Source organism: Gordonia sp. VNK1 (assembly GCF_040049135.1).
In the GTDB taxonomy this organism is placed as follows: domain Bacteria; phylum Actinomycetota; class Actinomycetes; order Mycobacteriales; family Mycobacteriaceae; genus Gordonia; species Gordonia oleivorans.
This window is the reverse complement of sequence record NZ_JBDZDJ010000003.1, coordinates 102,243-116,483: the sequence shown is the minus strand read 5'-3', so window position 1 is coordinate 116,483 and position 14,241 is coordinate 102,243. Positions and strand designations below refer to the sequence as shown.

Here is a 14,241-nt window from a genome sequence, read left to right as displayed (position 1 = left end):
CGATGGTGGGCTGGGTCGGGTGAAGCTGGTCAGTAGACGTCGCGGACGTAGCGTTTCTCGGCGGACAGGGCCTTGACGTAGGCCTGTGCGCTGGGACCGGACAGTTTTCCATGTTGGGCGACGACGGCGGTCAGGGCGGCGTCGACGTCGCGGGCCATCCGGGTCCGATCGCCGCAGACGTAGAAGTGGGCACCGTTGTTGAGCCACTCCCACAACTGCTTTCCCTTGGCCATCATCCGGTCCTGCACATAGATCTTGCGGTCCTGATCACGGGAGAACGCGAGGTCGAGGTCGGTGAGGAGGCCGTCGGCGTGAAAGCCCTCGATCTCGTCCCGATAGTAGAAGTCGGTGGCCGCGTGTTGCTCACCGAAGAACAGCCAGTTCTTTCCGGTGTGGCCCAGTGCGCGACGCTCCCGGAGGAACCCGCGGAAGGGCGCGATGCCGGTGCCCGGTCCCACCATGATCATCGGCGTGTCCGATTCCGCCGGCGGACCGAAATGCGCCGACGGCGCGACCCACACACCGATCTCGTCGTCGGCGGCGTGATCGGCGAGATAGGTCGAGCAGACCCCATGGCGAGGCACCCCGTGGACGTTGTAGCGCACCGCCGACACCGTCAACTGCACCTCGCCGGGATCCTCCAGTGGCGACGACGAGATCGAATACTGGCGTGGGGCAAGCGGGGTGAGCACGGCGAGCCAGTCGTCGACGGAGGCACGGATTCTGTGCTCGCCCAACAGGTCCGCGAGCTGTCGGCCCCACGACCAATCGTCGAACGCGGCGCGCTCGGCGCCGGCGAGCCGATGCAGGTCCTCGGACCGGCACCGCTGCGCGACGAACGACACCAGGGGCTGGGTGAGTCGCGCGATGTCGAGCGTGTCGCGTAGCGCCATGCGCAGGTCCATGTCGGTGCCGCCGATGGTGACCACCGACGATCCGTCGAGGCCGGTGAGGTCCAGGACGTGCTCGACCAGTGCCGGACCGTTGCGTGGCATCACCCCGAGGGCATCGCCCGCGGTGTAGGTGAGTGTTCCTTCGGGAAGCGCAAACCCGATCTGGCGCACATCCTTCTGCGATCCGGCGCCGGTGAGGACGGTATTGCGGATCAGCCGCGTCGGCAGGGGGTTCTTACGGCCGTAGCCCGCCGGCCGCGTGGACGACGGTTGCGCAGACGCCGGGGCGGGGGATGGGGCGGACGACGTCACGGCGTCCGCCGCCGCGAGGTTCTCGGTGACGGTGTGCAGCCAGGCGGCGGCACTGTCTTCGAACTCCGGTTCGCAGTCGGTGCGGTCGGCCAGGCGCGTCGCGCCGAGTTCGGCGAGGCGCGCGTCGAGTTTGCGGCCGAAGCCGCAGAACTCGTCGTAGCTGGGATCGCCGAAGGCGAGCACCGAATAGCGCAGCGCCGACAGCGAGGGTGCGTCGGCGGCGCTGAGCCGGTCCCAGATGGCGCTCGCATTGTCGGGCGGATCGCCGTCGCCGGTGGTGCTGGTCACGAACAGTGCGGTGCCGCCGGAGGTGAGGGAGTCGAGCCCGGCCTCGTCGAGGGTTCGCAGATCTCCGGTCATCCCCGCCGAGGTCAGTGCGTCCACGACGGTGGGCGCGTAGTCCTCGACGGTGCCGGTCTGCGACGCCCAGAGGACCGCCACGGCGGGCCGATCCGGCGACGGCGCGTCACCGGTGGAGTGATCGGCCGCGGACTGCGTGGCCGTACGCGAGAACGTCCCCGCCAGAACGCCGTTCACCCATGCCCGGTCACGCTCGGACAGGGGGGCGTCGGCGGGCAGGGTCGGGACGCCGGGATGGGCCGCCGATGATGCGAGGCCGGTCAGCACACCCGCCAGATACGAGCCGGCGACCGGATCGAACGCCGGTGGCGCGACGGGGCCGATGCCCAGCGCCTCGGCGAGGGCGTTGCTCGGGGTGCCGGCCTCGTGGGGTCGGGCATCCGGCGTCCGGGAACCGAGCGCTGCCGGCGCCGGCGTGAGTGCCACCGCACAGGCCTTGAACTCCGGTTGCAGGGAGTCCGGGTCGACGGCGTCGTTGGTGACGGCGTTGATCGCGAGGTTCTCGCCGAACATGTCGCTCCAATGAAACGGTGCAAAGCAGGTGCCGGAGCGTACCCGGTCGGTGACCACGGCCGGTAGCTCCGCCTGGCCGCGGCGGGAGGACACGCGAACCGGGTCACCTTCCTGTACCGACATACCCGCGGCGTCGTCGGGGTGGATCTCGACGAACGGGGCCGGGTTCAGTTTGTTGAGTTTGGCCACCCGGCCGGTCTTGGTCATCGTGTGCCACTGATGTTGCAGTCGACCGGTGTTGAGGACGAACGGGAAAGCGTCGTCGGGCATCTCGGCCGGTGGTAGCCCGGGGCGGGCGTGGAACACGGCCCGGCCGTCAGCGGTTGGGAACGCGAGCCGAGGACGGGAACCGTCGCCGCGGGTCAGCATGCGTTGGCTGCGACCGTCGTTGAGGTAGCGGACCGGATGACGGTCGTCGGGATCGTCGGGCGGGCACGGCCACTGCACCGGGGTGCGGCGCAGGAGATCGTACGACACCCCCCGGATATCCCAGCCGGTCAACGGATTCCAGAACCGTTGGATCTCGGTGAAGACGTCCTCGGCATCGGAATGGGCGAACGACTCGGCGTATCCCATGGCGCGCGCGACGCGGGCGATGAGTTCCCAGTCCGGTGTCGCGTCACCCGGCGGTGGCACGGCAGCCTGATACAACGTCAGGTTGCGTTCCGAATTGACCATCACCCCGTCGGATTCGGTCCACATCGCGGCGGGCAGTGCGACGTCGGCGTAGGCGAGGGTCTCGTTGTTGGCGAACACATCCTGCACGATCACCAGCTCGCATCGCTGCAACGCCTCGATGACGGTGGCGCGATTGGCGACGCTGGCAACGGGATTGGTGCAGATGATCCAGCAGGCCTTGATCTCACCCGCGGCCATCTTCTCGAACATGTCGATGGTGCCCCGGCCGACCTCGGCGCGGATGGTGCCGCGGGGCAGACCCCACGCGTCCTCGGTGAAGTCGCGGTCGGCCTCGGAGAGGACCGAGCGTTGACCGGGCAGTCCCGGCCCCATGTATCCCATCTCGCGTCCACCCATCGCATTGGGCTGTCCGGTGAGGGAGAAGGGTCCGCTGCCCACCCGGCAGATCGCGCCGGTCGCCAGGTGCAGATTGCAGAGGGCATTGGTGTTCCAGGTGCCGTGGGTACTCTGATTGAGTCCCATGGTCCAGCAACTCATCCAGTCGGGGGCCTCGGCGATCCAGCGGGCGAGGGTCTCGACGTCCGCGGCGGGCACTCCGGTGACTCGCTCGACCTCGGCGGGTGGGTAGTCCGCGGCAAAGTCGGGTATGGCGTCGAAGCCGTCGGTGAACTCGGCGATGAAGTCGTGGTCGACCGCGTCGGCGGCGATGAGCAGATGCAGGAGCCCGTTGAGCAGCGTGAGGTCGGTGCCGGGGCGCACCTGGAGGAACAGATCGGCCTTCTCGGCGGTGGCGGTGCGACGCGGATCGACCACGACCAGTTTCGCGCCTGCCTTGACCCGTTCCATCATGCGCAGGAACAGGATCGGGTGGCAGTCGGCCATGTTCGACCCGATCACCAGGAACAGGTCGGCGTGGTCGAAGTCCTGGTAGGACCCGGGTGGCCCGTCGGCGCCGAGCGACTGCTTGTATCCGGTCCCCGCACTCGCCATGCACAGTCGCGAGTTCGATTCGATGTGCACCGAGCGCAGCATGCCCTTGGCGAGTTTGTTGGACAGGTACTGCGATTCGAGCGACATCTGCCCGGACACGTAGAGCGCCACCGAGTCCGGGCCGTGCTCGTCGACGATCGCGCGCAGTCGCCCGGCCGCGTGGTCGATGGCGTCGGACAGCGCCACCGCCTCCCGGTCGGCCGAGCGGTCGGTGCGCAGCGACGCCTTCTCCATCCGACCCGGTGCCGCCAGCATGTCGGCGGTCGTCGAGCCCTTGGTGCAAAGGCGACCGAAGTTCGTCGGATGATCCTTGCGTCCCACGGTTTTCGCGATCACCCGGGTGCGTGGCGCGGACGGCGAATCGTCGACCTTGAGCACCATCCCGCACCCCACACCGCAGTAGGCGCACAAGGACTGGACCTCGGACATGACCGTCACACCCGCTGCCGGTGGCCGGCCGCGACGCATGCATCCCGGTAGCGGGCGGCCATCAGGTCGGCGATCCGGGGGTCCGCGCCGAGCGGAGCGGCCACTCCCGAGGCGCCCAGGGAATGTAGTTTCTGGTGAAAGAGCCCGGGAGCCAACAGATATGACGCGATGAACACCCGACGGCGCCGACGCGACACCGCCGACACCACGTCGGCGATCCCCGGTCGTGCGGTGGCGATGTAGCCCACCGGAACCTCGACGTGGACCCGATCGGCGAGATACGCTGCGGCACGCTCGACCTCGGCGAGCGCCTGCGGGTCCGACGAGCCGGCCGCGGCCATCACCACGCGATCGCCGGGCCGCGCGCCCGCCTCACGCAGACGATCGACCATGATGTCGGCGAGGACGGGGTCGGGTCCGAGGTTGGCCGCGACCACCGCGTCGGAGTGCCCGCTGGCCAGCACGTGATCGGGAATATCCTGTCGCACATGGTATCCCGAGGAGAGGAAGGCGGGCAGGACGACGGCAGGCGCGGCCTCGTCGGAGAGGAGTTCCGACGGTGACGGGCCGAGCACGTCGACGAATGCGACGCGGGTGGCGCCGATGCGCTCGGAGGTCAGTTGCGCAAGGCGGGCGACGGTGTTGACTCCGTGGGGTGAACGCGTGCCGTGGGCCACCATGATCGGTGCCCGCGGTGCGGTCTCGTGAACGCCGTTGCGCGGAACGTGGTCAGTCATCGTCTTCTCCTTCCGATTCGTCGTATTCGAGGTCGACGGCGAGCCGATAGCCACGTTTGACCACGGTCTGGATCATCTTCGGGTTGCCCAGCGCACCGCGCAGACGCGTCACCGCCATCTCCACCGCGTGGGTGTCGGTACCGCCCCCGGGCAGATGATCGAGGAGGTCGGGGCGCGAGATCACCTGTCCCGGAATCTGTGTCAGGGCACGGAGCAACGCCAGCCCGGTGGTCGAGGGCTCGCGGGGAGTGCCGTCGATCACCACGCCGGAGGCGCGCACGGTCAGCTCGGAGCCCGCGACGTGAAACGTGCGGGCCCGCCGCGGCACCTCGTCGGCGATGAGCCGGGCCAGTGCGCCGAGACGAAAACGCTGGGGCTGCATGGTCGGCACGCTCAGCGCCTGCAGTGGACCGGCGGTCACGTTGCCGACACAGAACGCCGGTACGCGCGTGCGCATCGCGTGCAGCAACGATTCGAGCACGCCGAGCTTGTCGGCCTGTCCCAGCATGGACGCCACCGCCGGGGCTGAGGTGAAGGTGATGGCATCGAGGGCGGCACCCACGACCGCGTCGATCATCAGCGTCATCGGTTCGGGGTTGTCCGGCGGAACCCACCGATACACCGGGATCGGGATGATGGTGGCGCCGGCCTCGCGCAGCACCATCGCGAGGTCGGGCAGTGGCTCCCATTCGGTGGTCGCCCCATGCAATTGCACCGCGACCCGGAGCCCGTCGACGCCCTCGTTCAGCAGTTCCTCGATCAGCTCGGAGGAGGACTCGCTCGGCGGCGACCACTGCTCGTGCAGCCCGGCGGCGCGCACCGCACCCTTGGCCTTGGGGCCGCGGGCGAGGACCCGGGTGCGGCCCAGGCAGGTCACGAGGTCGTCGGCCAGGCCCCAGCCGTCGGCCGCCTCCACCCACCCCCGGAACCCGATGCCGGTGGTGGCGACGGTGACGTCGGGTGGGTCGGCGAGCACGGCCTCGGTGGCGTGACGCAACTCGTCGTCGTCGACGAGCGGGATGATCCGGATGGCCGGGGCGTGCATCACCCGGGCGCCGCGCCGTTCGAGGAGAGCGGCGAATTCGTCGGCCCGTCGCGCCGCGGTCACACCGATCGTGGCGCCGGCGAGCGGGAGGTCGGTGGGAGCGGTCACCGAGGGTCCACCGTCGAGGTGTCCGCGTAGCCGATCTGGACGTCACCGTCGACGACGCGCACCGCGTACACCGGGAGTGCGACGGTCGCGTCATCGAGGCATTCGCCGTCGTCGAGCGAGAAGACCTGCTTGAGCAGGGGTGATGCGACGGTCGGCACACCGTCGCGGTCGCCGACCAATCCGCGCGACATGACCGCGGCACGTCCGAACGGATCGATGTTGCCCACCGCGCGGATGTCGGGGGCTCCGGACTCGTCGGTGCCGAGGTGGAAGACCGCCACCTGCCGGTCATCGAGCAGGGCGGCGACACCGCGGCCGGGAACGAGGTCGGCGAGCGGGCAGACATGTACCCAGGTGCGCGATTCGATGATGGTCATCGTCGGGATTGCCTCTCAGATGGTGGTGGGCTGATCTCGGGCGCCGGCGCGGACTGCCGGTGCACCGAGGAGTACTGGAACCTTACGGGCGCCGGTGTCGTCGAAGGCGATCGTCGGGTCGGGTGTGTCCGGGGCGTTGACGAACGACACGAATCGGCGGAGTTTGTCCTCGTCGTCGAGGACGGCCGCCCACTCGTCTCGGTAGCCGGCGACGTGACGTTCCATGGCTGCTTCGAGGTCCCCGGCGATCTCCAGGGTGTCGTCGCAGATGATTTCCCGCAACTTGTCGAGGCCACCGTCGAAGGCCTGCTGCCACGGCGCGGTGCGCTGCAGCCGATCGGCGGTGCGGATGTAGAACATCAGATACCGGTCGATGTAGCCGATCAGGGTGTCGTCGTCGATCCCGGACGCCAGCAGCTGCGCGTGGACCGGGTTCTGGCCGCCGTTGCCGCCGACATACAGATTCCAGCCGGCCTCGGTGGCGATCACGCCGACGTCCTTGCCGCGCGCCTCCGCGCATTCGCGTGCGCAGCCCGAGACGCCGAACTTGAGCTTGTGCGGCGACCGCAGGCCCCGATAGCGGGTCTCCAGCCGGACGGCCATCGCGACCGAATCCTGCACACCGTACCGACACCAGGTGGACCCAACGCAGCTCTTCACCGTGCGCAGACTCTTGCCGTAGGCGTGACCGGATTCCATCCCGGCGTCGACGAGCCGTCGCCAGATCAGCGGGAGTTGTTCGACCCGCGCACCGAACATGTCGATCCGCTGGCCGCCGGTGAGTTTGGTGTACAGACCGAAATCGCGGGCGATCTCACCGATCACGATCAGCTGCTCGGGGGTGACCTCGCCGCCCGGCATGCGGGGCACCACCGAATAGGTGCCGTTGCGTTGCAGATTGGCCAGGAAGTGATCGTTGGTGTCCTGCAGGGCGGCCTGCTCGCCGTCGAGGATGTGATCACTGGACGTCGAGGCCAGGATCGACGCCACGGTCGGCTTGCAGATCTCACATCCACGTCCGGTGCCGAAGCGGCTCAACAACTCCGAGAAGGTGCGGATACCGGTCGCGGCGACGATCGAGAAGAGTTCGGCCCGCGACTGGGTGAAGTGTTCACACAGGGCCGTCGGCAGGTCGACGCCGGACTCGGCGAGCAACCGGGTCAGCGAGGGCACGCAGCCGCCGCAGGTGGTGCCGGCGCCGGTGCACTTCTTGAGATCGGCCACCGTGCAGGAGCCCTCGGCGATGGCGCCGCAGATGGCACCCTTGGACACCCCGTTACAAGAGCAGATCTCCGCATCGTCGGGCAGCGCCGACAGGCCGATACCCTCCGACGCGCCGCCGGCCGGCGCTATCAGCGCGGCTGGATCACCCGGAAGTGAGTGTCCCACCATCGGTTTGAGCATCGCGTAGGCATCGGCGTCGCCGACCAGGATGCCGCCGAGCAGGGTGCGGGCATCATCGGAGATGACCAGTTTCTTGTAGGTGCCCGCCACCGGATCGGAATGGACTATCTCCAGTGCGCCCGGGGTGGTGGCCATCGCGTCGCCGAAACTCGCCACGTCGACGCCGAGGAGTTTGAGTTTGGTGGACATGTCAGCGCCGGTGAACTCCTCGTCGGCGACGTCGACGATGTCGGCGGCGGCGATGGCGGCCATGGTGTAGCCGGGTGCGACGAGACCGTAGCAGCGGCCGTTGACCGCGGCCACCTCGCCGATGGCGTAGATGGCGGGATCGCCGGTGCGGCAACGGCTGTCGGTGATGATGCCGCCGCGTTCACCGACCTCGAGGCCGGCGTCGCGGGCCAGGCGGTCCTGTGGACGGACGCCCGCGGAGAAGACCACGAGCGCGGCGTCGAGCACGCTGCCGTCGGAGAGTGTGACCTCCAGCATGCCCGGCGCGGATGCGTCGGGGGCGTCGGCGATGGCCGTGGTGGACACCCCGGTGTGCACCCTCAGACCGAGGTCGGTGACCAACCCGGCCAGCAGCGCGCCGCCACCGTCGTCGACCTGCAGCGGCATCAGACGCGGCGCGAACTCGACGACATGCGGCGACATTCCCAGCAGGCGAAGCGCATTGGCCGCTTCCAGGCCGAGGAGACCACCGCCCACCACGACACCCGGCGCGCCCGGACCGGCTGCTTCGGCCGCCGCCCGGATCTCGTCGAGATCGGCGAGGGTGCGGTAGACGAAACTGCGCGGATGATCCGCTCCGGCGACCGGCGGGACGAACGGGTACGACCCGGTGGCCAGCACCAGGGTGTCGTAGCCGATGACATCGCCGCTGCTCGTCGTCACGCGGCGGGTATCCCGATCGATCGCGGTGGCCGACTCGCCGAGACGCACCTCGACCATCTCGTCACCGGGATAATCGTTGCCGCGCAGCGCCATTGCCGCCGGTTCCCAGGTGCCGACGTAGCCGGACAGGCCGACCCGGTCATAGGCCGCGACCGGTTCCTCGCTCAGGACGACGACCCGGCAGGTGTCGGCGACGTCGCGGCGGCGGAGTTCCTCGATGAAGCGGTGACCGACCATGCCGTGCCCGACCACCACGACGGTGGCCAGATCGGCGGCGATGTGGAGATCGGTGGTGCTGCGGGGATCGGATGTGGTGTGCTGCTGCGACATTGGTATCCTCGTGGGCTGGGTGGGCGTGGTTCAGACGCGGGCGTCGCTGGGTGCGGTGACCGTGATGTCGGAGGTGGCGCTCGGTCCGGTGGTCACCTCGGCGTCGTCGAGGTGGATCTCGCGTCGGGCATAGAACCACCAGGTGACCGCCGCGGCCAGGGCGTAGAAGGCGAGGAACACCCAAAATGCGGCCGTGGCAGACTGATTCGCCTTGTAGCTGGTACGCAGGACCAGGTTGATGCCCACGCCACCCATGCCGCCCAGGGCGCCGGCGATGCCGATCAGCGCGCCGGACATCTTCCGTGACCAGATCACCTTGCCCATGGCGTCGAGGGTGGTGTTGGCGCGGGCCTTGTGCTCGAAGACGGTCGGGATGATCTTGTACACGGAGCCGTTGGCGATCCCCGAGATCAGGAACAGCAGGACGAATCCGACGATGAAGGCGGCCAGTTGCGGCGTCTCGATGCGGTGGGCGGGGTGACCGTCGGCGATGGTGCCGGCGACGACGAGGATGGCGGCCGAGGCGATCATGGCGCCGAAGCAGGCCAGGGTGATGCGGCCGCCGCCGAAGCGGTCGGCGAGTTTGCCGCCGTAGGGGCGGGCGATCGATCCGAGCAGCGGACCGATCCAGGCGATCTGTGCCGCCGCCAGGGTCGGGTTCGCCGCGCCGGACGACTTGAAGCTCAGCTGCAGGACCTGGGTGAACGCGAAGCTGAATCCGATGAACGAGCCGAACGTACCGATGTAGAGCAGCGAGATGAGCCAGGTGTCGCGGTATTTCAGGCAGTCGATCATGGAGCGGTAGCTGGCGGTCTGATGATCCAGATTGTCCATGTAGACGGCGGCGCCGATGCCGGCGAACGCCAGTGCCACCAGGTAGATGGCGCAGATGATCTCGGGGCGGTCGGTGGTCAGCCAGATGACGGCGAGGCCGATGAGCTGGATGATCGGGACGCCGATGTTGCCGCCGCCGGCGTTGAGTCCCAGCGCCCAGCCCTTGAGTCGCTGCGGGTAGAAGGCGTTGATGTTGGTCATCGAGGAGGCGAAGTTGCCGCCGCCCAGACCGGTCAGCGCCGCGGCCAGCAGGAACCAGCCGAATCCGAACTCGCCGGGGTTGAGCATCAGGACCATCACCAGCGAGGTGGGGATCAGCAGCACCACCGCGGAGAAGACCGCCCAGTTGCGCCCGCCGAACTTCGCCGTCGCCTGGGTGTAGGGGATGCGCAGGCACGAACCGACGAATGCGGCGGTCGCGGTGATCGCGAATTTCTGATCCACCGAGATGCCGTAGGCGGGCGTCATGAACAGGACCATCACCGAGAACAGCGACCAGATCGAGAAGCCGATGTGCTCACAGACGATGGACCAGGTGAGGTTGCGGCGGGCGATCTGCGCGCCGCCGCTGTCCCAGGCGTCGCGGTCTTCGGGATCCCAGCCGGTGATGTGGTGTTTGCGGGTGTAGGTGTAGGCAGCCATCGGGCGTCATTCCTCGGGGTGGGCGTGTGTCGGCTGAGGCGTCCTCAGATGCGGAGTTCTCAGATGGGGGAGTTCTCGTCGACGGCGACGAGGTTGTCCATAACGGTAGGAAGCCGGGATTGCCATGACTTTTCTCAGCGTGAACCCGCGGTCACTTTCTGCTCACCGACCCGCGGCGGCGAGTGTGAGACCGATTGTGGGCCCGATGTCGGGCGAAACCGTGCCGGCGAAGTGTGCAGGAGCGTGCACACGCCGTCGTACCGTGTGATGCTGGGAGTTCTGCGTCCGGTACTCCGACCGGCACACAGTGCGACGAAAGTGGTGCGAGTGGTCTCGGCGATCGGATCGATCCTTCCCATTGCGATCGCGCTCGCCATCGCACCGTTGACCATCGTCAGCGGCATCGTCCTGCTCCTCGGCGAGCGAGGACGCCTCAAGGCGGCGTTGTTCGGTGGCGGGTGGTTCGTGGTCATCGCGGCCGTCACCGCGGTGGCCTACCTGATCACCGACGTGGCCGAGGAGGAGGACGTCGAGGTCGCCGACGACGGCGTGCACATCCTGACCGCGGTGATCGGTGTGTTCTTCCTGGTGCTCGCGGTGGTATGTGGTTTCGCCGGCCCCGACGCGACGAGCCGCACGAGGAGTCGGCGCTGATCCGTCGGGTGACGGGAATGTCGCCGCTCGGTGCGCTCGGGCTCGGTGCGGCCGAGGGCGTCGTGGTGATCAAGAACATCCCGTTGTGCCTCGGCGCGGGTGCCGTCCTGGTCCGGTCCTCCGAACTCGTAGCGCCGCAGGCGTGGGCGGTGATCGCCGTGTTCGCGCTGATCGCCAGTGCCGGGGTGGTCATCCCGGTCCTGGTCGCGGTGGTCGGGGGCCGACGGCTGGACGCCCCGTTGGCCCGCACCCGGGAATGGCTCGAACACCACATGTCGCCGATCACCATCGTGACGCTGCTGGTGGTGGGCGTGTACTTCCTCCTCAAGGCCTTCACGGTCATCTGAGGTCGGGCGCCCTACACTGGACCGCGTGACAACGGCCACCGACATCGCCGCCACCGGCGCCGCCGCGCAGATTCCCACGCCGTATGAGGACCTGCTCCGACTCGTCCTCGAGACGGGCACGCCCAAGGCCGATCGCACCGGCACCGGTACCCGGAGCCTGTTCGGCCATCAACTCCGATACGACCTGGCACAGGGCTTCCCGCTGATCACCACCAAGAAGGTGCATCTGAAGTCGATCATCTACGAACTGCTGTGGTTCCTCCGGGGTGATTCGAATGTGCGCTGGCTGCAGGAGCGCGGCGTCACCATCTGGGACGAATGGGCCGACGCGAACGGTGAGCTGGGCCCCGTCTACGGAGTGCAGTGGCGGTCCTGGCCCACGCCGTCGGGGGAGCAGGTCGATCAGATCTCGGCGGCCCTGGACATGCTCAAGACCAACCCGGATTCGCGACGCAACATCGTCTCGGCATGGAACGTCGGCGAGATCCCGCAGATGGCGCTGCCGCCGTGCCACGCGTTCTTCCAGTTCTACGTCGCCGACGGCAAACTCTCGTGCCAGCTGTACCAGCGCAGCGCCGACCTGTTCCTCGGCGTGCCGTTCAACATCGCCTCCTACGCACTGCTGACCCACATGATGGCGCAGCAGGCCGGACTCGACGTCGGAGAGTTCGTCTGGACCGGCGGCGACTGCCACATCTACGACAATCACATCGAGCAGGTCACCCGGCAGCTCTTGCGTGAGCCGTACCCGTATCCGACGTTGGCGCTGCGGCACCGGGATTCGATCTTCGACTACGAGTTCGACGACATCGAGGTGCTCGGATACCGATCGCACCCGGGGATCAAGGCGCCCGTCGCCGTCTGACGCCCACTCGACGGGGTAGGGCGCCCACTCGACGGATTTCGGCGCACACTCGACGGGGTAGGGCGCCCACTCGACGGATTTCGGCGCCCACTCGACGGTAGGCTGGACGGCATGATCACGCTGATCTGGGCGCAGGATCGGGCCGGGGCCATCGGCCGCGACAACACCATCCCGTGGCGGGTGCCCGAGGACATGGCCCGGTTCCGGGAGATCACCGGCACCCACGCGGTGGTGATGGGCCGCAAGACCTGGGAGTCGCTGCCGGCGCGGTTCCGTCCGCTGCCCGGGCGACGCAACATCGTGGTGACCCGTTCGGTGGACTATCGGGTGGACGGCGCCGACGTCGTGCACACCGTCGAGGAAGCGATCGCGACGGCCGGGGTGGATGTGGTGGTCATCGGCGGCGGGGAGATCTACTCGGCCGTCATGGACCGGGCCACTCACCTGCGCGTCACCGAGATCGACATGCTCGTCACCGGCGCCGACGCCTTTGCGCCGTCGGTCGACGAATTGCGCTGGGACACCGTCGACACGGGGGAGTGGCAACGGTCGAGCACCGGCACCCACTACCGGTTCCTCGATTACGTCCGGCATTCGTGAGCGAGGCGTCGTCGGTGGATGTCCGCTGATCTCACGCCGGCGCAGGCGCGACGTGTCGCGCTGGCCGCGCAGGGTTTCACCGATCGTCGGCCCACCGGTGCGCCGACGATGCGACTTGTCGAACGAGTTGTGCAGCGCACCAAATTATTTCAGATGGACTCGGTGAACATCGCGGTCCGTGCGCATTATCTGCCGCTGTTCAGTCGGCTCGGTGCCTATGACCGAGGCCTGCTCGACCGTGCGGCCTGGCAACCGGGCCGCGGACGTCGGCTGCTCACCGAATACTGGGCGCATGAGGCGGCGCTCATTCCCACCGACGACTGGCCCCTGTTCGGTTTCCGGATGGCGCAGTTCCGCGACGGTCGGTATCAACACACCCGAGACATGATGCGGCGCAACCGAACCCTGGCCGCCGACATTCGTGACGTGATCACCGCCACCGGGCCGATGATTCCCCGGCGCATCGAGGCAGAACTCGGGATCGAACGAGATCCGGCGCCGTCCGGCGGCTGGTGGAACCGGGGCGAGGTCAAACACCTGTGTGAGGCGATGTTCGCCGCCGGCGAGTTGGCCGCCACCCGCGACGACGCGTTCGGCCGTCACTATGACCTCGCCGAACGCGTCCTCGGCCGCGACATCTGTGCCCGGCATGTCCCGCGAGAGGACGCACATCGGGAACTGGTGGCCCGCGCCGCCGCCGCTCTGGGTGTCGCGACCGTCGCGGACCTGGCCGACTACTACCGCCTCAAAGCGGTCGATGTCCGCCCGGCCGTCGCCGATCTGGTGGAATCCGGTGACCTACAGGTGGTTTCGGTATCAGGGTGGAAGGATCCGGCCTACCTGCATGTCACCGCGGAGGCAGGGGTCCGCGCGAAACGTCCACGCGCGCCCCATGGCACCATCGTCTCCCCGTTCGATCCGTTGGTATTCTTCCGGCCGCGCGCCGAGCGGATCTTCGATTTCCGCTACCGCATCGAGATCTACGTTCCCGAGCACAAACGCGTCCACGGCTACTACGTGCACCCGTATCTGCTCGGTGACCGGATCGCCGCCCGGGTGGATCTCAAGGCCGATCGTCACCGGGGCGTTCTGATGGTGCCCGCCGCCTTCGTCGAAGACGGTCACGACCCGGGTGAGGTGGCGGAGAATCTCGGTGCGCACCTGCGTGAGCTGGCGCAATGGCTCGGCATGGGGGATGTCGAGATCGGTGGTCGTGGATCGCTCGGCGCGGTACTGCGTCGAACGTTCAACTGACTGCGTCGTCGTCGTGT

The 14,241-nt window shown here is 68.1% G+C and carries 9 protein-coding genes and 1 pseudogene; 4 read left to right on the top strand and 6 right to left on the bottom strand.

The window, feature by feature from the left end:
* Positions 1 to 29: 29 nt before the first annotated feature.
* From ABLE94_RS04430 to ABLE94_RS04405, 6 genes are read right to left on the bottom strand one after another with little or no spacing between them, the layout of a single operon-like run.
* On the bottom strand, positions 30 to 4,136 hold the full coding sequence (locus ABLE94_RS04430; protein ID WP_348803507.1) for a bifunctional nitrate reductase/sulfite reductase flavoprotein subunit alpha: 4,107 nt from the start codon (positions 4,134 to 4,136) through the stop codon (positions 30 to 32).
* 5 nt (positions 4,137 to 4,141) lie between these two features.
* Positions 4,142 to 4,873, bottom strand: a complete 732-nt coding sequence (locus tag ABLE94_RS04425; RefSeq protein WP_348803509.1) for a sirohydrochlorin chelatase — start codon at positions 4,871 to 4,873, stop codon at positions 4,142 to 4,144.
* Positions 4,866 to 6,026, bottom strand: a complete 1,161-nt coding sequence (locus ABLE94_RS04420; RefSeq protein ID WP_348803510.1) for a uroporphyrinogen-III synthase — start codon at positions 6,024 to 6,026, stop codon at positions 4,866 to 4,868. The genes ABLE94_RS04425 and ABLE94_RS04420 overlap by 8 nt, the downstream gene beginning before the upstream one ends.
* Complete coding sequence (gene nirD / locus ABLE94_RS04415; protein ID WP_348803511.1) at positions 6,023 to 6,403, bottom strand: nitrite reductase small subunit NirD; 381 nt, start codon at positions 6,401 to 6,403, stop codon at positions 6,023 to 6,025. Before nirD ends, ABLE94_RS04420 begins: the two co-directional genes overlap by 4 nt.
* 15 nt (positions 6,404 to 6,418) lie before the next feature.
* Entirely contained in the window at positions 6,419 to 9,028 is a 2,610-nt protein-coding gene (nirB, locus tag ABLE94_RS04410) for a nitrite reductase large subunit NirB (RefSeq protein WP_348803512.1), read from the bottom strand.
* Positions 9,029 to 9,058: 30 nt separating this feature from the next.
* Positions 9,059 to 10,504, bottom strand: a complete 1,446-nt coding sequence (locus ABLE94_RS04405) for a nitrate/nitrite transporter (RefSeq protein ID WP_348803513.1) — start codon at positions 10,502 to 10,504, stop codon at positions 9,059 to 9,061.
* Positions 10,505 to 10,552: 48 nt separating this feature from the next.
* Between ABLE94_RS04405 and ABLE94_RS04400 the strand changes: the two are divergent.
* The 4 genes and pseudogenes from ABLE94_RS04400 (at position 10,553) to ABLE94_RS04385 (ending at position 14,224) form a co-directional block, all read left to right on the top strand.
* A pseudogene (locus tag ABLE94_RS04400) lies at positions 10,553 to 11,505 on the top strand (GAP family protein).
* Between the two features lie 25 nt (positions 11,506 to 11,530).
* Positions 11,531 to 12,370, top strand: coding sequence for a thymidylate synthase (locus ABLE94_RS04395; RefSeq protein WP_348803514.1), 840 nt, complete (start codon positions 11,531 to 11,533; stop codon positions 12,368 to 12,370).
* Between the two features lie 111 nt (positions 12,371 to 12,481).
* A complete protein-coding gene (locus tag ABLE94_RS04390; protein ID WP_348803515.1) occupies positions 12,482 to 12,970 on the top strand; it encodes a dihydrofolate reductase in 489 nt (162 codons plus the stop codon).
* A gap of 18 nt (positions 12,971 to 12,988) precedes the next feature.
* Positions 12,989 to 14,224 carry a winged helix-turn-helix domain-containing protein gene (locus ABLE94_RS04385; RefSeq protein WP_348803516.1) on the top strand — a complete coding sequence of 412 codons (1,236 nt, stop codon included), beginning with the start codon at positions 12,989 to 12,991 and terminating at the stop codon, positions 14,222 to 14,224.
* The last annotated feature ends 17 nt before the right edge of the window (positions 14,225 to 14,241 follow it).

Bases quoted from the DNA above. Each gene is read 5' to 3' on its own strand.
- ABLE94_RS04430 (WP_348803507.1), bottom strand. From the start codon at position 4,136: ATGTCCGAGGTCCAGTCCTTGTGCGCCTACTGCGGTGTGGGGTGCGGG.
- ABLE94_RS04425 (WP_348803509.1), bottom strand. From the start codon at position 4,873: ATGACTGACCACGTTCCGCGCAACGGCGTTCACGAGACCGCACCGCGG.
- nirD (WP_348803511.1), bottom strand. From the start codon at position 6,403: ATGACCATCATCGAATCGCGCACCTGGGTACATGTCTGCCCGCTCGCC.
- nirB (WP_348803512.1), bottom strand. From the start codon at position 9,028: ATGTCGCAGCAGCACACCACATCCGATCCCCGCAGCACCACCGATCTC.
- ABLE94_RS04405 (WP_348803513.1), bottom strand. From the start codon at position 10,504: ATGGCTGCCTACACCTACACCCGCAAACACCACATCACCGGCTGGGAT.
- ABLE94_RS04390 (WP_348803515.1), top strand. From the start codon at position 12,482: ATGATCACGCTGATCTGGGCGCAGGATCGGGCCGGGGCCATCGGCCGC.
- ABLE94_RS04385 (WP_348803516.1), top strand. From the start codon at position 12,989: ATGTCCGCTGATCTCACGCCGGCGCAGGCGCGACGTGTCGCGCTGGCC.